The sequence below is a fragment of the Streptomyces sp. NPDC006339 genome, assembly GCF_040612775.1.
In the GTDB taxonomy this organism is placed as follows: Bacteria; Actinomycetota; Actinomycetes; order Streptomycetales; family Streptomycetaceae; genus Streptomyces.
Window position 1 is genome coordinate 71,445 of sequence record NZ_JBEXQW010000035.1, and the last position, 19,267, is coordinate 90,711.

Here is a 19,267-nt window from a genome sequence, read left to right on the forward strand (position 1 = left end):
CGTCGTCGCGAGCATTGACATGTGTTGATTCAGGAGGAGATCCACCCGTGGAGTTCGACGTCACCATCGAGATCCCCAAGGGGTCGCGGAACAAGTACGAGGTCGACCACGAGACCGGTCGGATCCGCCTGGACCGCCGTCTCTTCACCTCGACCGCCTACCCGACGGACTACGGCTTCGTCGAGAACACGCTCGGTGAGGACGGTGACCCGCTGGACGCGCTCGTGATCCTGGACGAGCCGACGTTCCCGGGCTGCCTCATCAAGTGCCGTGCCATCGGCATGTTCCGCATGACGGACGAGGCCGGCGGCGACGACAAGCTGCTGTGCGTCCCGGCGACGGACCCGCGCATGGAGCACCTGCGCGACATCCACCACGTGCCGGAGTTCGACCGCCTGGAGATCCAGCACTTCTTCGAGGTCTACAAGGACCTGGAGCCCGGCAAGTCCGTCGAGGGCGCCGACTGGGTCGGCCGCGCCGAGGCCGAGGCCGAGATCGAGAAGTCGTACGCGCGCTTCAAGGAGCAGGGCGGCCACTGAGCCCCTGTCCGGCTGAGCCTGTGAGGGCGGCGCACCTGCTGAGGTGCGCCGCCCTTCGCGCGTCCATACTGGCGGGAGTCGGGCTCGTATGGGGCCCGGACGTGCGGGTACCAGGCCGGAATGAGGGCGAGCAGAGTGGTGGCGAGGCCGGACGGGCCCGAGGAGGCTCCGGAGGACCGGAAGCCGCCGTCGGACGAGGCGCGGAGCGCGTTCGTCCCGCCGGCCGGTGTGGAGCCGCCCGAGCCGGTGGAGGACGAGCACCCGACGTCGGAGTTCGCGCTGCCCGAGGGGCTGGCGCCGGAGCCGCCGGTGGAGCAGGAAGGTTCCGCCTTCGCGCCGCCCTCGACGTATTCGGTCAAGGACTCGCCGCCGGCCTTCACTCCCGCGTACGGCGTCCCGCTGGTCAAGATGGCGCAGGACGCGCCGTGGCAGGACCGGATGCGGACCATGCTGCGGCTGCCGGTGGGCGAGCGGCCGGTGCCGGAGGCGCCGCGCAAGGCGGACGAGGGCGGTCCGCCGGTGCCGCGCGTGCTCGACCTGACCCTGCGTATCGGCGAGCTGCTGCTCGCGGGCGGCCAGGGCGCGGAGGACGTCGAGGCGGCGATGTTCGCGATCTGCCGTTCGTACGGTCTCGACCGCTGCGAGCCGACGGTGACGTTCACGCTGCTGTCGATCACGTACCAGCCGTCGCTGGTGGACGATCCGGTGACCGCGAACCGTACGGTGCGGCGGCGGGGCACCGACTACACCCGTCTGGAGGCGGTCTACCAGCTCCTCGCGGACATCAACGACCCGGACCACGAGGTGTCGCCGGAGGAGGCGTACCGGCGGCTGGCGGAGATCCGGCGCAACCGGCATCCGTATCCGGGCTGGGTCCTGACGAGCGCGGCCGGGGCCCTGGCGGGGGCGGCGTCGGTGCTGGTGGGCGGTGGCGCCACGGTGTTCTTCGTGGCGGCGCTCGGCGCGATGCTGGGCGACCGGCTGGCGTGGCTGTGCGCGGGGCGCGGGCTGCCGGAGTTCTACCAGTTCCTGGTGGCGGCGATGCCGCCGGCGGCGCTGGGGGTGGCGCTGACGGTGCTGCACGCGGATCTGCGGCCCTCGGCGGTGATCACGGGTGGGCTGTTCGCGCTGATCCCGGGGCGGGCGCTGGTGGCGGCCGTGCAGGACGGTCTGACCGGTTTCTACATCACGGCCTCGGCCCGGCTGCTGGAGGTCGGCTACTTCTTCGTGGCGATCGTGGTGGGCGTGCTGTCGGTGCTGTACATCGCCGTGCAGTTCGACGCCCAGCTCAATCCGGAGGGGGTGCTCAGTCCGGTCGAGCGGCCGGTGGTGCAGATCGCGGCGTCGATGGTGCTGTGCGCGACCTTCGCGATCCTGCTGCAGCAGTCGCGGGCGACGGTGCTGTTCGCGACGCTGAACGGCGGGGTGGCGTGGGTGATCTACGCGTCGATCGCGGTGACGGCGGGCGGTTCGACGGTGATGGCGACGGCGGTGGCGGCCGGTCTGGTGGGCCTGTTCGGGCAGTTGATCGCCCGTTACCACCACACGTCGTCCCTGCCGTACGTGACGGCGGCGATCGGGCCGCTGCTGCCCGGTTCGGCGACCTACTTCGGGGTGCTCTCGATCGCCCAGAACAACCTGGACCAGGGCTTCGCCTACCTGGCGAAGGCGTCGGCCCTGGCCCTGGCGATCGCCATCGGCGTGAACCTGGGAGGCGAGCTGGCCCGCCTCTTCATGCAGTCCCCGGGCGCGGCGGCGGCCCGCCGCGCGGCGAAGCGGACCCGAGGCTTCTGACCGGAGTCCTCCCTAGCGCTTGGCGTGGCGGCCGCGCTCGGTCGGGGGGTTGGGGGAGCCGGGGGCGTCGTGCTCGTCGTTCCGCTGCTGCTTCTTCGACTGGGAGCGGGCGCGCAGGTACTCGATCACGATCGGGATCACGGAGATCAGCACGATGAGGATGAGGATGGCCTCGATGTGCTTGTGGACGAAGTCCACCTTGCCGAGGGACGCGCCGAGCAGCGTCACGCCCGCGCCCCACAGCACGCCGCCGATGACGTTGAAGATGATGAAGGAGCGGTAGTTCATCCGGCTGACGCCGGCGATGATCGGCGTGAACGTGCGGACGATCGGCACGAAGCGGGCCAGGATCAGGGACTTCGGGCCGTGCTTCTCGAAGAAGTCGTGGGCCTTCTCGACGTTCTCCTGCTTGAAGAGCTTGGAGTCGGGGCGCTTGAAGAGGGCCGGTCCGACCTTGCGGCCGAAGAGGTAGCCCACCTGGTCGCCGATGATGGCGGCGGCGACGATCAGGGTGCACACCAGCCACAGCGGCTGGTCCAGCTTGCCGGTGGTGACGAGCAGGCCGGTGGTGAAGAGCAGGGAGTCACCGGGCAGGAAGAAGCCGATGAGGAGTCCGGACTCGGCGAAGACGATGACGAGGACACCGATCAGACCGAAGGTCTGGATCAGATAGTCCGGGTCCAGCCAGCTCGGTCCGAGGGCAAGCGTGTTCACGGGTTCCGGGCTCCTGCGGTCGGTGGGGGCGGGAAGGGCACGTGGGGGATTGTCGTACGGGACTGCCGCCCCAAGCTATCAACGAGAGGTGAACGCCCCGGGTTCCACCCGGCTCCTTCCCGCCCCTCTCGGGCCTGTCCCCCGCCTCCGACGCGGCTTTCCAACCGGCTCCCTCCCGGATGCGCGCGGGCCTGGAGGGCCCCAGGCTGAGGCGCAGGAGGTGGATGCGCATGGGCATCGACGAGTACGGCGGCGGCCAGGTGGCCCAGTCGGACGTGCTGGTGGTCACCACGAACGACGTGCCGGGATACGACGTGCGGGAGGTGATCGGCGAGGTGTTCGGGCTGACCGTCCGCTCGCGGCATCTGGGCAGTCAGATCGGCGCGGGCCTGAAGTCGATGATCGGCGGGGAGCTGAAGGGGCTGACGAAGACCCTGGTGGAGACCCGTAACCAGGCGATGGAGCGTCTGGTCGAGCAGGCGCGGGCGCGCGGCGCGAACGCGGTGCTGATGTTCCGCTTCGACGTGACGGAGGCCGCCGACGTGGGCACGGAGGTGTGCGCCTACGGCACCGCCGTGGTCATCACGCCGCGCGCCTAGGACGGCCCGTACCCGTCTGTCCGGTCCTCGCAGGCGAGGCGGAACTCCGACCAGCGCAGCCCGTCGCGCGTCGTCGCGTACCCGCAGCGGTCGCCGGCCTCCCGCAGGAGGCCGAGCCCGGTCCGCCGGACCCAGGAGGTCCCCCTGTCGGTGGCCTGGAACGTGCGGCCGCCGTCCTCGCTCGCGTACTGCCGCAGCTCCGCGTCGATCCGCACGCGGCCGCCGGGGCCCGGCACCGGCAGGCCCAGGAGGCTGCGCGGCTCCGCGACGGGGCCCGTGGTCCACATCCGGGTCCAGGTGCGGCCGCCGTCGAGCGAGCGGTGCAGGGCCCGCAGCGGGTTCTTCACCGGCTCGCCGCCGTCCGGCTCGCCCAGCTCCGCCGCGTAGACCGCGTCGGGGCCGACCGCGACCACCGCCCCGTGCCCGGGCGGGGTGCCCGTGCCCGGCGGCCGGCTGCTCGGCAGCGGGCTCGGGGTCCAGTTGCGGCCCGCGTCCCGGGAGACGGCGAGCGTGGTCGCGCCCGTGGCCGGGTCGGTGCCGGACACCCACCACGAGCCGTCCGGCTCCGCCACGGGCGCCGGCCGCGGGTGCGCCCCGAGGGCCGGCACCCGGGCCAGCGCCCGGCGCCGCCCGTCCTGCGGCGAGATGACGACCAGCCGCTCCCGGGCGCACTCGTCGGGCGAGGGCCCGGTGGGTGCCACGCACGCGGTGGTCAGGACCGCACCGGCGGGTATCAGCGGGGTCGTGCCGACTGTGCGCCGGTCGACCGCGCGCCAGCCGCGCCCCCCGTCCCCGGTGAACCAGGTCCGCTCCGGCTCCTCCCCGCCGCCGTCCTCGATCAGTGCCCGCCCCGGCCCGAGCACCGTCAGCCCCGCGGAGACGCCCCGCGACGGCGGTATGTCGGGCAGCGGTGTGGGCCGCAGCGCCCAGGACCGCGCGCCCCGGTCGAGGGCGGCGACCTGCTGGCGGCAGAAGCCGCTCTCCGGCCGCGCCGCGTCCGTGACGCACTGGACGAGGAGCACGAAGCCGCTGCCGTCGGCGGCGAAGCCCAGGCTGTGCGCCCACCCGGGAAGCCCCGGCGCGGACGGTATCCGCGCCGGAGCCCCGTAGGGCCCGGGAGCCGTGGCGGACGCCGGCCCGCCGCCCGGGCCGGTCGGGCCCGCCGGTCCGGCCGGCCGGGGCGGCGACCCCGTACAGGCCGCGAGCAGCATCAGAAGCAGGACGGCACAGGCCGCCGTCCGGGAACCGCGCATCGAACTCCCCCTGTCCTCGGTCCCGCGGTCCCCCGGCCCGTCCGCCGTGAAGACCCGCTGCCTCTGTTACACCGCTCACCGCCTCCGGGTTCCCACCTCCGCCCCGCTATTTCCCCAGCCGGCCGAAGCGCCGTACCGCCAGCGGGAAGAACACCGCCGTCAGGACCAGCGGCCACACCACCGCGGCCCCCACCCAGCCCGGCTCGCCGCCCGGGCCGCCGCACAGGTCCCGTACGGCCGTCGCCGTCGCCGACATCGGGTTCCACTCCACGACCGCGCCCAGCCAGCCCGGCATGGCGTCGGGCGAGGCGAAGGCGTTGGAGAGGAAGCCGACCGGCCAGACCAGGATCTGCACCGCCTGCACGAGCTCCGCGCGCCCCGCGACCAGGGCCAGGTAGATCCCGATCCACAGCATCGCGAACCGCAGCAGGAGCAGCAGCCCCATCGCCCCCAGGAAGGCCCCGAGGCCGCCGTGCGCCCGCCAGCCGATCGCGTGGCCGACGCCCGTCATCAGGAGCAGGCCCACCGTCGACTGGAGCATGTCGGCGGCGGCCCGCCCCACGAGCACGGCGCCGTCGGTCATCGGCATGGACCGGAAGCGGTCGATCACTCCCTTGTCCAGGTCCCGCGTCACCGCCGTCATGGTGCCTTCGAGCCCGAACACCATGGTCAGGGTGAGCATGCCGGGCACGAGGAAGTCGACGTAGTCGCCCTCGATCGCCCGGCCGCCGCCGACCAGATAGCCGAACATCAGCAGCATCATCACCGGGAACACGAGCCCGACCACGACCTGCACGGGCTGCCGCGCCCAGTGGGCCAGCTCACGCCGGGTCATGGTCCAGCAGTCACTCACCGCGTACGCCGCGCTCATGCCGCCACCTCCGTCTCGCGCCCACCGGTCAGATGCAGGAAGACCTCGTCGAGCGTCGGGCGCCGCAGGGCGATGTCCTCCGCCTCGATGCCGGCCGCCTCCAGGGCCCGTACCGTCTCGGCGAGGGCGGCCATCCGGTCGTCCACGGGCGCGCTGACGCGCCGCCGGTCGCGGTCGACCTCCGCCTCCCCCGGCCCGAACGGGAGCGCCTTCACCGCCTCGTCGAGCCGTGCCCCGTCCCGTACGACCACGTCGACGCGGTCCCGCCCGACGCGGGTCTTCAGTTGGTCCGGTGTGCCGTCGGCGACCACCCGGCCGCGGTCGACGACCGAGATCCGGTCGGCGAGCTGGTCCGCCTCCTCCAGGTACTGGGTGGTCAGCAGCACCGTCGTCCCTCCGCCGACCAGGGAGCGCACGGAGTCCCACACCTCACCGCGCCCGCGCGGGTCGAGTCCGGTGGTCGGCTCGTCGAGGAAGAGCACCTCCGGTTCGGTGATCAGCGACGCGGCCAGGTCGAGCCGCCGCCGCATGCCGCCGCTGTAGCTCCGTACGGGCTTGCGGCCCGTGTCGGCGAGCCCGAAGCGCTCCAGGAGCTCGTCCGCGCGCCGCCCCGCGCCCCGGGCGCCCAGGTGGTGCAGCCGTCCGAACATCTCCAGGTTCTGCCGCCCGGACAGGTCCTCGTCGAGGGCCGCGTGCTGCCCGAGCAGTCCGATCCGCCGCCGCACCTCGGCGGCCTCCCGGCGTACGTCGTGGCCGGCGACCCGCACCACGCCCTCGTCGTGGCGCAGGAGGGTGGCCAGGACCCGGACGGTCGTGGTCTTCCCGGCGCCGTTGGGGCCGAGCAGGCCGTGCACCGTGCCGCGCCGGACGGTCAGGTCCAGGCCGTCGAGCGCCTTCTTCTCTCCGTAGCGCTTGCGCGCGCCCTCCACGAGGATCGCGTGCTCCGCGTGCACCGACATCCCTGTTCCTCCCGAAAAATCCGTAGTCAAATTTGACCACTTGCCCGCGCCGGAGGGTATGCCCCGGGGCTCGGTTAGTCAAACTTGATTAGCTGTCGCGGTCCGGCGCCTGCGCGCTGTCCGTCGCGTACGGGTTCTCCTGGCCCTCCGCGAGGATCCCGACGAAGGGCTCGCCGCCCTCCCCCGCGAAGGAGTACGCCCCCGCCTCGATCCGCTCGATCAGCCCGAGCGTCCACTCCCGGCCCGCGTCGGCCGAGTGCACCCAGAGGTGCATGATCTCCCCGATGTGGCCGAGCTGCTCCGGGCCGCCCTCCGGCGTGTAGTACTCGGTGACCGAAGCGCGCCACTCGTCCAGGCCGCGCACCCGGGCCCGGAGCAGCTCCACGGCCTCCGCGCGGGGCAGGTCCACGATGAAGCCGATGGCCGAGGACAGCACGTCCATCTGCTGGTCGTACGTGGACAGGGCCTCGCGCAGCAGCCGCAGATACTCCTCCCGGCCCGCCTCCGTGATCTCGTACTCGACCCTCGGCGGGCCCCCCGCCGTGCTCGGCGCGATCTCGTCGGCGGCCAGCAGTCCCTGCTTGGCCATCTGCTTGAGCGCGTGGTAGATCGAGCCGGGCTTGGCGTTGGACCACTCGTGCGCGCCCCAGAACTCCAGGTCGTTGCGCACCTGGTAGCCGTGGGCGCGGCCGTGCTGCTTGACCGCACCGAGGACGAGAAGACGGATCGCTGACATGCCCCGAGTCTAGTGAGGCACTGGTCAACCTTGACTAGGAAGCGGTCCCCCGGACCCCCGAGCCCTCGCCCGCGGCCTTCTCCATCTCGATCAGCTCGAAGGACCCCTTGCCGTCCAGGGACTCCCGGACGATGTCGGCGTGGCCCGCGTGCCGGCCCATCTCCTGCACCAGGTGGAGCAGCATCCAGCGGACCGAGACCCGCCCGTCCTTGGGGAACCAGGGCGCCGGGGGCAGCGGGAAGGTGTCGTCCAGGCTCGGCACGCCCCGGACGAACTCCTCGGTCTCCTTGGCCACGCCCTCCCAGAAGGCCAGCGTCTCCGGGACGGTCTCGCCGTCCACGAGCCGGAACGCCTCGTCCCAGGTCTCCTGGGTCCGCTGCCGCTCGTTCGGCCGCTGCTGGGCGAGCCGCAGCCAGTTGAGCTCGACCTCGGCGCAGTGCTTGATCAGGCCGGAGAGCGTCAGCTCGCTGGCGCTGGGGCGGCTCGCCGCCTGCTCCTCGGTCAGTCCGAGCGCGGCCCGGACGACGGCGGCCCGCTGCGCCTCGACGAAGTTGAGGAACGCGCCGCGCTCGTCGCCGGGAGCCTCCGCGGGAACAAGAGCAACCATGGTGTCCACCTTCCGTAAGTGGCCTTCTCGACCTCGACACCGACCACGCTACGGGCCCTTGCGGACAGCCACGGTCCTAAAAGGGAAACCGGCTGCGACCGTGCTGGATCGAGATCCACTTCCGGGTGGTGAACGCCTCGATCATCGCGTCGCCGTTGAGCCGGCCCATGCCCGACCGCCCCTCGCCGCCGAACGGCACGATCGGCTCGTCGTGCACGGTCCCGTCGTTGATGTGGATCATTCCGGTGCGGATGCGCCGGGCGATCCGCACGCCCCGCTCGATGTCGCCCGTGTGCACGGCGCCGCTCAGCCCGTACGGGGTGTCGTTGGCGATCCGTACGGCCTCGTCCTCGCCGTCGAACGGCACGATCAGGGCGACCGGGCCGAAGATCTCCTGGCTCAGGACGGGCGCGTCGGGGGCGATGCCGGTGAGGACGGACGGGGAGACGAGGCTGCCGTCGACCGAGCCGCGCAGCAGCGCCGTCGCACCGGCGGCGACGGTCTGCTCGACGACCGAGGAGACGGCCTCCGCCTGCTGGGAGTTGATGAGCGGGCCGATGTGGGTGGCGGGATCGGCCGGGTCGCCGACCCGCAGCGTCCTCACCTTCGCGACGAACTTCTCGGTGAACTCCGCCTCCAGGGAGCGGTCCACCAGGATCCGGTTGGCGGCCATGCAGACCTGCCCCTGGTGCACGAAACGGCTGAAGACCGCCGCGTCCACCGCGTAGTCGACGTCGGCGTCGTCGAGGACGATCAGGGCGCTGTTGCCGCCGAGTTCGAGCACGGCGTGCTTGAAGTGCTGGGCGCAGACGGTGGCGACGTGGCGGCCGGTGCGGTCGGAGCCGGTGAAGGAGATGACCTTCGGGACCGGGTGGGTGAGGAGCGCGTCGCCGATCTCGGCGATGTCGGTGACGACGACGTTGAGCAGCCCGGCGGGCAGTCCCGCGTCCTCCAGGACCTTGGCGACGAGGGTGCCGCCGCAGATCGGGGTGTTCTGGTGGGGCTTGAGCACGACGGCGTTGCCGAGGGCGAGGGCCGCGGCCACCGACTTGACCGACAGGAGGAAGGGGAAGTTGAAGGGGGAGATCACGCCGACGACGCCGACGGGGAGGCGATAGACCCGGTTCTCCTTGCCGTCGACCGGGGAGGGCAGGATGCGGCCCTCGGGCCGCAGCGCCAACTGGATCGCCTCGCGCAGGAACTCCTTGGCCAGGTGCAGCTCGAAGGCGGCCTTCAGCCGCGTCCCGCCGAGCTCGGCGACGATCGCCTCGGCGATCTCCTCCTCGCGCTCCTCGACGATCCGCAGCGCCCGCTCGAAGACGAGCCGGCGGGTGTACGGGTTGGTCTCGGCCCACGCGGCCTGGGCGCGCTCGGCGGCCCGGTAGGCTCGGTCGACCTCACCGGCCGTGGCCACGGTGATGGCGGCCAGCTTCTCCCCGGTGTACGGGTTGAAGTCGATGATGTCCCACGAGCCGCTGCCGGGCTTCCACTCGCCGTCGATGTACTGGTGGGCGAGCTCGGAGAAGTAGTCCCTGGACGGGGAGGACGGTGCCATGGAACGAGACCCCTTACCCGCGGTGGCGGACGTCGGCACGGACGACTGCCGCGTCACAGCCGCCTCACTGATGTCCCGTCATCGTACTGACGTATCAGCACAGTTGTAGTGCCTGTGGACAAGCGGCTGTGGACAAGTGACTTCGGTCAAGAGACTGCGGACAAGGGAGCTCGGGCGGCCGGTGCGCCTCAGGAGAGCTGGAGGAGTCCCCGGAGCAGGTCGCGGCTCTCCGCGGGGTCCGGGCTGTCCTTCTGCAGCCGCTCCATCACGCGCGCGTACTGCGCGACCTCCTCGCGCTTGTCGAGGTAGAGGGCGCTGGTGAGCTGCTCCAGGTAGACGACGTCGGAGAGGTCGGACTCGGGGAAGCTCAGCATGGCGAAGGCGCCGCTCTCGCCCGCGTGCCCGCCGAAGCTGAAGGGCATGACCTGGAGGGTGATGTGGGGGTGCTCGGAGACCTCGATGAGGTGCCGCAACTGCCCCCGCATCACGGAGCGGTCGCCGTACGGGCGGCGCAACGCGGCCTCGTCGAGGACGGCGTGCAGGTGCGGCGCGTTCTCGGAGACGAGGACCTTCTGGCGCTCCAGGCGCAGCGCGACGCGGCGCTCGATCTCGGCGCGCGGGGCGTCGGGCATGCCGCGGGTGACGACGGCGTGGGCGTACGCCTCGGTCTGCAACAGGCCGTGGACGAACTGCACTTCGTAGATGCGGATGAGGGAGGCGGCACCCTCCAGGCCGATGTACGTCTGGAACCAGCCCGGCAGCACGTCGCCGAAGCTGTGCCACCAGCCGGCGACGTTGGCCTCGCGGGCCAGCCCGAGGAGCGAGCCTCGCTCGGCCTCGTCGGTGACCCCGTAGAGCGTGAGCAGGTCCTCGACGTCCCTGGCCTTGAAGCTCACCCTTCCCAACTCCATACGGCTGATCTTGGATTCGGACGCCCGGATCGAATAGCCGGCCGCCTCCCGGGTGATGCCACGGGACTCGCGCAGTCGCCTCAACTGGGAGCCCAGCAGGATGCGGCGCACCACACTCCCGCTCGCCCCGCTCGATTCGCCTGCCGTCACGGCTCCAGCCTCCCCTTCGCGGTGCTGCTCTCGCTCTCGAGCCCCCGTCGAGCCCCGGATTCTGCCACTAAACGCTTCAGCGCGTACACATTCGATTACGGATAGACGGCGGGTTCCGGGCATCCTCCGCGCAATGCGTGGACGACTTATGCACAGATTCGGCACGGGGACGGACAGGTCCGGCGCGTGCACGTGCATCTGCCCTTGCATCCCTTGGACGCATTCGGAACCATGGTGCTCGCGCAGCCGCGTACTCGCGCGGTGCCGCACCGCTTTCCGCACCGCTCTTCGCACCGCCTTGTCGCACCGCCGCACCGCCTTGTCGCACCACCGCCGCGATTCCCGGGAGTGCCTCGCATGGGACCGAATGGATCCACCATGCTCGAGCCGTTACGGCAGGGGCTTCCGCCGATCGATCCCGCGACCGTCTCCAACTCGGCCTCCTGCGCCCTGCCACCGCGTTACGACGCGGTGCGCGGCGCGCGGAAGTTCACCAGCCAGACGCTCAGCAACTGGGATCTCGCCGACCGCTTCGACGATGTCGCCCTGGTCGTCTCCGAGCTCGTCACCAACGCGCTGCGCCACGCGCTGCCCGGGGACGCGGCGGACGGCACGGACCACGGCGCCGAGGAGGGCCTGAATCCGCCCGTCCGGCTGCACCTGATGCGCTGGGCCTCACGCCTGGTGTGCGCCGTGCGCGACCCCAGCCGGGAGAGCCCGGAGACTCGGGAAGGCGGCGAGGACTTCGCCGCCGAGTCGGGCCGCGGGCTGTTCCTGGTGGAGTCGTTCAGCGATAGCTGGGGCTGGCATCCGCTCGCGGGCACGCTCCAGGGCAAGGTGGTGTGGGCGCTGTTCCGGCTGGGGCCGGAGTAGCAGCCCCCCTCCCCCGGCAGACGGAAGGGCCCCGATGGCAGTCGCCATCGGGGCCCTTCCCGTGCGCCGTGACGTTTCCTCACACCAGGTGGTCGAACTCCCCGTCCTTCACACCCAGGATCAGCGCCTCTATCTCGGCGGGCGTGTAGACCAGCGCGGGCCCGTCCGGGTGGCGCGAGTTGCGCACCGCGACGTTCCCTCCGGGCAGCTTGGCGAACTCCACGCAGGACCCCTGGGAGTTGCTGTGCCGGCTCTTCTGCCACACGACACCACGAAGTTCCGTGGCCGCCATGCCGTTGTACGCGTGGTCCGCGTGATGCACTGGTAGCTCCCCGAGAAGTTTGGTGCAGGTGTCAACTTCCTCGGATCATAGCTGTGTTCATATGCCGATGCAGGGGCAGATGCATGTGCGGATGCACGTGCACGCGGGGTCGCGTAGTGACTACGCGACTCAGCGTGCTACCGACGAGTACGGCAGCAGCGCCATCTCCCGGGCGTTCTTGACGGCGCGGGCGATCTGCCGCTGCTGCTGGGCGGTCACCCGGGTCACCCGCCGGCTCCTGATCTTGCCCCGGTCGGAGATGAACCTCCGCAGCAGGTCGGTGTCCTTGTAGTCGACGTACGTGATGCCGGCGGCGTCCAGCGGGTTGGGGCGCGCGGCGCCGGACCTGCGCCCGGCCGTCTTGCCTGACGTGCCGGACCTGCCGGACCTGCCGGACGCGGCGGCCTTGGTGGGCTTGGGGGGCTTGGGGGACACGGGTCAGACCTCCAGGAGGGTGTCGAAGTCGGACGGCAGCCGCTTCCAGGCGTCGCGCCCGGCGGCGTACTCGGCGTCGGTGAGCAGGCAGGAGTCGAGCAGTTCGGCCAGGCCGTCGCGGTCCAGGCCGGGCGAGGTGAAGACGAGGTGCTGGCAGCGGTCGCCGTGCTCCGGGTGCCAGTCGAGTGCGGCGGCGGCCCGGCGCATCGGCGGGACCATCTCCCAGGCGGCGTCGGGCAGCGAGGCCAGCCACGGTCCGGCGCTCTCCACGCACAGCGCGCCGCCCGCCGCGTCCCAGCCGAGCAGGGTGTCGGGCCGGTCGGCGAGGTAGAAGCGGCCGCGGCTGCGGGCGGCCGCGCAGGTCAGGTCCTCCAGCGCGGCGTACAGCCGGCCGGGGTGGAAGGGCCGGTGGTGGCGCCAGACGAAGGTGGCGACACCGTGCTCGTCCGCCTCCTGCGGCAGCCGCGCGCACGCCGGGTGCTGGGCCGCGGCCGCCGCCTCCACGTCGAAACCGGCGAGCGCGGCGGCGGCGAGGGCGCCCGGCTCGTCCACGGGAATCCGGAGGGCGGTGGGGTGGAGCTGGGCGAGCAGCGCGCGGTCCTCGTCGTCGGCCTCGGGGCTGTCGACGACGGCGAGCACGGGCGCGTACTCCAACTGGCGCGCCCAGGTGTCGGCGATGGTCCGCTGGTCGGTTGCGGCCGCGGCGAGACCGGCGTCGGCGAGGTCGTCGCCGTTGCCGAGGTACGGCAGGAGCAGGGCCGGGTCGACGGCGGTGACGACACCGCCGAGGCGCAGCCCGTGGGCGGCGACCACCTCGGCCATCGCCTTGGGCTCGACGGAGTCCCAGAGCTCGACGACCGCGAGCCGGGTGCGGCCGTCGGGGACCTCGTCGGCGAGCCGCTCCAGCTCGGGGACGAGGTCCTCGCGCAGGGCGCAGCAGGCGCAGTCGTTGACGAGCGGTGTCTCGCCGCTGGAGAGCGGTCCGCCGGCGTCGCGGACGGTACGGGTGACGGTCCCGGTGCGCGGCGCCGTGGACAGGTCGTGGTGGAGCGCCACGCTGCCGGGGACGGCGGCGAGCAGCCGGTCCACGGCGGCGCGGCGGGCGTCGGAGTGGAGGCCCCCGACGAGGACGACGGAGAGGGCGGGGGGCGGGGCCGCCGGCGGTACGGACATCAGCGGGCCTCGCGCCGTCCGTAGCGCTTCTCGAAGCGCTCCACGCGGCCGGCGGTGTCGAGGACGCGCGCGGTGCCGGTGTAGAAGGGGTGGCTGGCCGAGGAGATCTCGACGTCGACGACGGGGTAGGTGCGGCCGTCCTCCCACTCGACCGTCTTGTCGCTGGTCATGGTCGAGCGGGTGAGGAAGGCGAAGCCGCCGGCCCGGTCACGGAAGACGACGGGGCGGTAGTCGGGGTGGATGCCGGGCTTCATGGCTCAGCGCTCCTCTCGGAAGTCGACGTGCCGGCGGGCGACCGGGTCGTACTTGCGCAGGGTGAGACGGTCGGGGTCGTTCCTGCGGTTCTTGCGGGTGACGTAGGTGTAGCCGGTGCCGGCGGTGGACCGGAGTTTGATGATCGGGCGGAGTTCGTTGCGGGCCATGGTGTGTAGAGTAAATGAAAACGATTCCCATTACCAATGCCGCTTCCTTGCGGGGCGGCACCGGAGAGGCAGGTCACCCCTTGTCCGCCCATTGCCAGCTCACCGGAGCCCAGCCCGGCTTCGGCAACCGCGTCTCGCACTCCCACCGCCGCACCTCGCGGCGCTTCGACCCCAACATCCAGCGCAAGCGCTACTGGCTGCCGAGCGAGGGCCGCCATGTCCGGCTCACCCTCAGCGCCCGCGCGATCAAGACGGTCGACGCCATCGGCGTCGAGGCGGCCGTGGCCCGCATCCGCGCCCGGGGGGTGAAGGTCTGATGGCCAAGGCGAGCAAGATCGCGCGCAACGAGCACCGCAAGGCCGTCGTCGCCCGCTACGCGGTGCGCCGCGCCGCCCTCAAGGCGATCATCCGCGACCGCTCCGTCCCGGAGGCCGAGCGCGAGGCCGCCGCCCGCGAACTGCGCCGCCAGCCGCGCGACGCGAGCCCGACCCGCGTCCGCAACCGCGACGCCGTCGACGGCCGCCCGCGCGGCCACCTGCGGAAGTTCGGCCTGTCCCGGGTCCGCGTACGGAACCAGGCGCACGCCGGGTTCCTGCCGGGGGTGCGCAAGTCCTCCTGGTGAGGAGGGGTCCTGGCGGGGGTGCGGCGGGGCCGTACGGGGTGCCGGGGCGGCCGCTACGGGGTGCCGGGGCGGCCGCTACGGGGTGCCGGGGAGACGTTACGGGGTGCCGGGGAGACGTTACGGGGGCCGGGGAGGCCGTTACGGGGTGCCGGGGAGGCCGTCGAGCCCGGCCAGGCGCTTGCCGGCGCGGTCGTAGAGGACCACGTCCGGGGTGGCGCCCGGGTCCTTCGCCGAGGGCGGCGTGTACGCGTACCAGACGCCCCACCCCGGTCGGCCCGGCAGCTCCAGGAGCGACGCGGCGGTCGTCCGGCCGTCCGCGTCCCTCAGCTCCACCCGGCCGACCGCCCGAGTGCCGTGGTAGAGGCCGGAGTTGAAGATTCCGGCCGCATCGCCCTCCGACTGGTGCGAGACGCCCGGCCGGGAGGTCTCCACGTTGCCGTCGACGACGCTGCGGAAGTTCTCGTAACCGTCCGGGCCCGACCAGTGCTTGCCCTCCTCGGTCAGCCACACCCTCCAGCCTCGGCCCGCGTCCACCCGCTCGCCCGGCCGGACCACGCGGACGTCGGTCACCGGCGGCCGGGCGACGGCGGTGGGCAGCGGCGGTACGGGCGGGACCAGCGGGTCGACCGGGCCCTGCGCGGCCGGCCGCACCGGCCCCCGGCCGGGCACGGGCAGGGTCACCGCCGCCACCGTCACCGCACCGGACACCGAGAGCACCGTCAGGGCGACCAGCGCCACCGCGCGGCGCCTCCGGTGGGCCCGTCCGCCTCGGCGGACGGCCGCGAGGGGCACGGGCCCGGGGGTGATGTCGAGCGCGGTGCGCGCGAAAGCCGCCCGGAGTCGGTCCTCCACCTCCGGATCGGTCGCGTCCGGATCCGGATCGGGTGCGGAGGTGGGGCGGCCGGGCTCGGGGGTCATCGTCGGGCTCCGGTGGGGGTGGTGGGGGTGGTGTCGGCTCCCAGGGCAGGAGCGGGAAGGGGGGTGGGAGCGGGGGCGGGAACGGGAGCGGGAGCGGGAACGGAAGGAGGGTGGGGCAGGGTGAGGCCGGGGTGGGCCCGCAGAGCGGCGAGACCGCGTCGGGCATGCGTCTTCACCGTACCGATCGAGCAGTGGAGCACCGCCGCGATCTCCTGCTCGCTCAGGTCCTCCCAGTACCGCAGGACCATCACGGCACGCTGCCGCGCCGGCAGGTCCGCGAGCGCCGCGAGGAGCGCGGTGCGCTGCTCGACCGCGTCCGCGTGGCCCGCGTGGGCGTGCCGTACCGAGTCGGGGAGCACCGGCGTCAGCAGGTGCACCACCCGCTTCCGGCGGAGACGGCTGAGGTTGTTGTTGATCAGGGCCCGGCGCACATAGAGGTCGATCTCCTCGCGCGGGACCCGGCGCCAGCGGCCGTAGACCTTGGCGAGGGTGGTCTGCACGAGGTCCTCGGCCTCGTGGAAGTCCCCCGTCAGAAGCTGTGCCGTACGCACCAGACGGGGCCAGGCGGCGACGGCGAACGCGGCGAAGCCGTCGTCCTCGTCCCCGCCGGCGGACTGCTGCGGTGCGGGCTCGTACGACACGGTGAAGGACCTCGGGCTCGCTGAGGGAAGGGGGCAGGGCCCGCCCCGTGCCGGGCCCTGCCGGGGAACACGCACGATCAGCCGTCAGGCGTTCCAGCCCGGCAGCTCGGCGAGCAGCCGTCCGTTGCGGTCGTAGAACGCGACGGAGGCGCCGCCGTCGTTCTCCGGTCCGGTGTGCGCGTACCAGACGCCCCAGCCGGGACGGCCGGGCAGTTCGAGCAGGGCCGCCGTGGTCCGCGTACCGTCCGTGCCCGTCAGGACGACCTTGCCGGCCTTCTTGGTGCCGTAGAAGAGACCGGAGTGGAAGACGCCGGCCGCGTCGCCCTCCGACTGGTGGCTGACGCCCGGCCGGGACAGGTCCACGTTGCCGTCGACGACGCTGCGGAAGTTCTCGTAACCGTCCGGGCCCGACCAGTGCTTGCCCTCCTCGGTCAGCCACACCGTCCAGCCTCGGCCGGCGTCCACGCGCTCGCCGGGCGCGACGACGCGGACGGAGGACGCGGGGGCGGCGACAGCGTGGGACGCGGGGGCGGCCTGGGGCGCGGGGGCGGCGACGGCGGGCGCGGCGACGGTCGCGCCCACGGCCACGACCACCGCCGCGGCCAGCAGGTACTTCTTCATGTGCGTGCTCCTGGATCGGGGATCTGGGGTCTGGGGTCTCGATGAGACGAAGAGCGGTCCTCGTCTCTTTCAACTCCGCCGAGGGGAGGTACGGATGACAGGGCGTCGGTCCTTTTTTCCGCCCGCTCAGCGCGTGAGCGCCGTCGACACCTCGTCCAGCGCCTCCAGGAGCAGTACCGCCGCCTTGCGCAGCAGGAAGTGGTCCGGCTCTCCCTCGCCCCGCTCCCATGCCTCGACGGTCTTCCGCAGGTCGCCCCAGTGCGGCACCTTCCGTTCCCGCAGCTCCTTCGCGCCCCGCTCCGTCGACCGGCGCAGCGCCTCCGCGAGGGCTTCGGCCTCCGGTACGGGCGGTGCTCCGGGCTCCGGGAGATGGGCCTCCAAGAGCATCGCGACCCGCCCGAACTGGGCCAGCGCGTGCCCCGCTTCGTCGGCCGCCGTGTGCGACAGGCCCCGGTGGCGCACCGGCTCGTGGGTGGCCCGGCCCACGGCCTCCTGCCAGGCGATCCGGGCCTCCCGGGTGCCGAGCAGCGCCTCGCGGACGTCCGGGGCGGCAGGGCCGGCCGAGACGGGGGAGGCGTCCGGGGCGGCAGGGGCGGCGTAGTGGGTGACGACGGTGGCCGCGTACAGCCCGTCCGCCGTCAGCCAGTCGGCCAGCCGGCCGCGCAGCCGCGGCGTCTCCCAGGCCGGGTACACGGCGTAGGACAGCATCGCGAGCACGCCGCCGAGCAGCGTCAGCAGGACGCGTTCGCGGACGGTCTGGGTGAGGCCGGCGCCGTCCATGCCGAGCAGGAAGACCACGTACGCGGAGACGAAGACCTGGCTCGCCGCGTATCCGGTCCGCATGAGGAGGTACATCCCGAAGGCGCAGAGGACGGCGAGTCCGCCGGAGAGGTAAGTGCCGGGGTGGGCGGTCTGGACGACGCCCGTGGCGAGGGCGACGCCGAGGAGCGTGCCGCCGAACCGGGCCACGGAACGGGCGTACGTCTGCGAGAAGTCGGGGCGCATCACCATCACCGAGGCCATCGGCGCCCAGTAGCCGTGGCCGAAGGGGAGGGCGGTGCCGAGGACGTAGCCGGCGGCCGTCACCGCCGTGACCCGGATCGCGTGCCGCAGGACCGGCGACTCGTGCCGCAGCTCCGCCCGCGTCCTGGCCAGCGCGACCGGGACGAGCCGGACCAGGGTGGGCCGGCTGCGGGCTCCCTCGGCGGCCGTCTCCGTACGCGGCTCGGCCGTCTCGACGACGTCGTCGAGCAGCGCGGCGAGCCGGGTCGAGGCCCGGCGGGACGCGCCGGACAGGATCGCGCCGGTGTCCGGCGTGCGGAGGGCGGCGAGGGCCGGGGGCGGGAGGTCGACCGGCCGGCCGTGCCGGATCGCGTGCGCGCACGCGTCGAGGACCGCGCCCGCCGCGCCGAGCAGCTCCCGGACCCGGTCGCGCTGCGGGCCCTCGGCGGGCGCGCCGACCGCCGGGTCCGCGAGCGAGGCGAGCACCGGCCTGATCCGCTCGGCGAGCCCGCGGGCGCCGTGCAGTTCGGCGGGGCGGCGGCGGGCCTGGCGCGGGGTGACGGCGGCGGCGCTGCGGGCCGTCATCAGCGGTACGGGGTCGAAGGAGGCGGTCGGGTCGTGGCGCAGCCGGCGGGCGTAGTCCGCCTCGGCGGCGAGTGCGTCGGCGAGGGCGTCGCGCTGGGCGCCCCAGCGGCGCACCGGCAGCAGGACGATGAGGGCGGCCTGGACGAGGCCGCCGACGGCGATCATCGCGGCGTGGCCGGCGGCGGTGGCGACGGAGGTGGGGAGGGTGACGGTGACCAGCATGATCGCCACGTTGGAGGAGGCGATGATGCCGACGGTCGGGCCCGCGGCCCAGGCCATCCCCGAGAGGAAGGTCCACAGGGCGAGCAGCGCGAGGAAAAGGGCCGGGTGGGCGCCGGTCAGATATCCGAGGAACGTCGACACGGCGAGGCTCGCGCCGGACGCGAGGGCGAGGGTGGGGCGGGGGCGGTACGAGCGCTGGAAGGTCGCGATCGCCGCCTGGAACGCCCCGAACGCGGACGACACCGCGACCGCGGGCCCGAACAGCGCGAGCGCACCCCCGACCACGACCGCCAACCCGAGCGCCCCCCGCCCGGCGACAACCGGCTCCAACCGCCGCCGCTCGACCCGGAACCCGGAACGCGCGGTCTCTTTCAGGGCGCGGAGCCAGCTCATGGGGGGAGCGTAGCGGCGATCCGGGGCGAACCACCCATAAGGTGCGGCTGCGATCCCGCCTCGTTCCGGTGCTGCGCGCCAGGGCCTTGTCCCGCTGGGGCGGTGCCCTTCCGCCACCTCCGTTGTGGGCATTCGTTCCGCTGGGGCGGAACGGGTGGGCACAACGGAACGGTGCCCTTTGCCGGGCCTAGGCTCCCGGTGCCTGGACCCGCACCACGAGTGCGCCGTGCTCGTGGTGCGGCCAGGTGCAGGTGCGGACGGCGCCCGCATGGGCGCCGTCCCGTGTGCCCACCCGTCCCGCCCGGCGGGACGATTGCCCACACGGGCGGGGGCGACGGCCCACGTGGGCG

At 73.0% G+C, this 19,267-nt stretch carries 23 protein-coding genes; 6 read left to right on the forward strand and 17 right to left on the reverse strand.

Annotated features, from left to right (window positions below; genetic code table 11):
- The first annotated feature begins 47 nt into the window (after positions 1-47).
- Entirely contained in the window at positions 48-539 is a 492-nt protein-coding gene (locus ABZ135_RS26280; RefSeq protein ID WP_356698744.1) for an inorganic diphosphatase, read from the forward strand.
- Between the two features lie 135 nt (positions 540-674).
- The gene (locus ABZ135_RS26285) at positions 675-2,333 is read left to right on the forward strand and encodes a threonine/serine exporter family protein (protein ID WP_356698788.1); all 1,659 of its coding nucleotides are present in this window, start codon (positions 675-677) and stop codon (positions 2,331-2,333) included.
- 12 nt (positions 2,334-2,345) lie between these two features.
- Here ABZ135_RS26285 and ABZ135_RS26290 read toward each other — a convergent pair whose 3' ends face one another.
- Positions 2,346-3,047, reverse strand: a complete 702-nt coding sequence (locus tag ABZ135_RS26290; RefSeq protein ID WP_356698746.1) for a VTT domain-containing protein — start codon at positions 3,045-3,047, stop codon at positions 2,346-2,348.
- A gap of 230 nt (positions 3,048-3,277) precedes the next feature.
- On the opposite strand from ABZ135_RS26290, the gene ABZ135_RS26295 reads away from it, so the two are divergent.
- On the forward strand, positions 3,278-3,646 hold the full coding sequence (locus ABZ135_RS26295) for a YbjQ family protein (RefSeq protein WP_356698747.1): 369 nt from the start codon (positions 3,278-3,280) through the stop codon (positions 3,644-3,646).
- On the opposite strand, the gene ABZ135_RS26300 is transcribed toward ABZ135_RS26295, so the two are convergent.
- The 7 genes from ABZ135_RS26300 to ABZ135_RS26330 all read right to left on the reverse strand — a co-directional run bounded on the left by ABZ135_RS26300 (position 3,643) and on the right by ABZ135_RS26330 (position 10,688).
- Positions 3,643-4,899, reverse strand: a complete 1,257-nt coding sequence (locus tag ABZ135_RS26300; RefSeq protein WP_356698749.1) for an exo-alpha-sialidase — start codon at positions 4,897-4,899, stop codon at positions 3,643-3,645. The genes ABZ135_RS26295 and ABZ135_RS26300 overlap by 4 nt on opposite strands.
- Before the next feature lie 106 nt (positions 4,900-5,005).
- The gene (locus ABZ135_RS26305; RefSeq protein WP_356698750.1) at positions 5,006-5,770 is read right to left on the reverse strand and encodes an ABC transporter permease; all 765 of its coding nucleotides are present in this window, start codon (positions 5,768-5,770) and stop codon (positions 5,006-5,008) included.
- A complete protein-coding gene (locus ABZ135_RS26310) occupies positions 5,767-6,729 on the reverse strand; it encodes an ATP-binding cassette domain-containing protein (protein ID WP_356698752.1) in 963 nt (320 codons plus the stop codon). Before ABZ135_RS26310 ends, ABZ135_RS26305 begins: the two co-directional genes overlap by 4 nt.
- 88 nt (positions 6,730-6,817) lie before the next feature.
- On the reverse strand, positions 6,818-7,465 hold the full coding sequence (locus tag ABZ135_RS26315; RefSeq protein WP_356698754.1) for a PadR family transcriptional regulator: 648 nt from the start codon (positions 7,463-7,465) through the stop codon (positions 6,818-6,820).
- Positions 7,466-7,499: 34 nt separating this feature from the next.
- A complete protein-coding gene (locus tag ABZ135_RS26320; protein WP_356698755.1) occupies positions 7,500-8,072 on the reverse strand; it encodes a DinB family protein in 573 nt (190 codons plus the stop codon).
- Positions 8,073-8,148: 76 nt separating this feature from the next.
- Entirely contained in the window at positions 8,149-9,627 is a 1,479-nt protein-coding gene (locus ABZ135_RS26325) for an aldehyde dehydrogenase family protein (protein WP_356698757.1), read from the reverse strand.
- Between the two features lie 188 nt (positions 9,628-9,815).
- Complete coding sequence (locus tag ABZ135_RS26330) at positions 9,816-10,688, reverse strand: helix-turn-helix transcriptional regulator (protein WP_356698759.1); 873 nt, start codon at positions 10,686-10,688, stop codon at positions 9,816-9,818.
- Between the two features lie 357 nt (positions 10,689-11,045).
- Between ABZ135_RS26330 and ABZ135_RS26335 the strand changes: the two genes are divergently transcribed.
- Positions 11,046-11,561: an ATP-binding protein gene (locus tag ABZ135_RS26335; protein WP_356698760.1), complete on the forward strand. Its 516-nt coding sequence runs from the start codon at positions 11,046-11,048 to the stop codon at positions 11,559-11,561.
- Between the two features lie 79 nt (positions 11,562-11,640).
- On the opposite strand, the gene ABZ135_RS26340 is transcribed toward ABZ135_RS26335, so the two are convergent.
- The 5 genes from ABZ135_RS26340 to rpmG form a co-directional block, all read right to left on the reverse strand.
- Complete coding sequence (locus tag ABZ135_RS26340) at positions 11,641-11,853, reverse strand: DUF397 domain-containing protein (RefSeq protein WP_356698790.1); 213 nt, start codon at positions 11,851-11,853, stop codon at positions 11,641-11,643.
- A gap of 159 nt (positions 11,854-12,012) precedes the next feature.
- Entirely contained in the window at positions 12,013-12,204 is a 192-nt protein-coding gene (rpsR, locus tag ABZ135_RS26345; RefSeq protein ID WP_352077289.1) for a 30S ribosomal protein S18, read from the reverse strand.
- Between the two features lie 117 nt (positions 12,205-12,321).
- The gene (locus tag ABZ135_RS26350) at positions 12,322-13,491 is read right to left on the reverse strand and encodes a GTP-binding protein (RefSeq protein WP_356698762.1); all 1,170 of its coding nucleotides are present in this window, start codon (positions 13,489-13,491) and stop codon (positions 12,322-12,324) included.
- Entirely contained in the window at positions 13,491-13,745 is a 255-nt protein-coding gene (locus tag ABZ135_RS26355) for a type B 50S ribosomal protein L31 (RefSeq protein ID WP_345487179.1), read from the reverse strand. The genes ABZ135_RS26350 and ABZ135_RS26355 overlap by 1 nt, the downstream gene beginning before the upstream one ends.
- A gap of 3 nt (positions 13,746-13,748) precedes the next feature.
- Positions 13,749-13,913 (reverse strand): 50S ribosomal protein L33, encoded by a 165-nt coding sequence (rpmG, locus tag ABZ135_RS26360; protein ID WP_127355271.1) that lies wholly within the window; start codon positions 13,911-13,913, stop codon positions 13,749-13,751.
- Between the two features lie 80 nt (positions 13,914-13,993).
- Between rpmG and rpmB the strand changes: the two genes are divergently transcribed.
- Positions 13,994-14,230: a 50S ribosomal protein L28 gene (gene rpmB / locus ABZ135_RS26365; RefSeq protein WP_356698765.1), complete on the forward strand. Its 237-nt coding sequence runs from the start codon at positions 13,994-13,996 to the stop codon at positions 14,228-14,230.
- Positions 14,230-14,535: a 30S ribosomal protein S14 gene (rpsN, locus tag ABZ135_RS26370; protein WP_356698767.1), complete on the forward strand. Its 306-nt coding sequence runs from the start codon at positions 14,230-14,232 to the stop codon at positions 14,533-14,535. Before rpmB ends, rpsN begins: the two co-directional genes overlap by 1 nt.
- Before the next feature lie 138 nt (positions 14,536-14,673).
- Here the strand turns inward: rpsN and ABZ135_RS26375 are convergent, their stop codons facing one another.
- From ABZ135_RS26375 to ABZ135_RS26390, 4 genes are all read right to left on the reverse strand, one after another.
- Positions 14,674-15,453 (reverse strand): hypothetical protein, encoded by a 780-nt coding sequence (locus tag ABZ135_RS26375; protein WP_356698768.1) that lies wholly within the window; start codon positions 15,451-15,453, stop codon positions 14,674-14,676.
- Complete coding sequence (locus ABZ135_RS26380; RefSeq protein ID WP_356698770.1) at positions 15,450-16,094, reverse strand: SigE family RNA polymerase sigma factor; 645 nt, start codon at positions 16,092-16,094, stop codon at positions 15,450-15,452. Before ABZ135_RS26380 ends, ABZ135_RS26375 begins: the two co-directional genes overlap by 4 nt.
- An 84-nt stretch (positions 16,095-16,178) precedes the next feature.
- Positions 16,179-16,715, reverse strand: coding sequence for a hypothetical protein (locus ABZ135_RS26385; protein WP_356698772.1), 537 nt, complete (start codon positions 16,713-16,715; stop codon positions 16,179-16,181).
- Positions 16,716-16,841: 126 nt separating this feature from the next.
- Positions 16,842-18,917: an FUSC family protein gene (locus ABZ135_RS26390; RefSeq protein ID WP_356698774.1), complete on the reverse strand. Its 2,076-nt coding sequence runs from the start codon at positions 18,915-18,917 to the stop codon at positions 16,842-16,844.
- Positions 18,918-19,267: the final 350 nt, after the last annotated feature.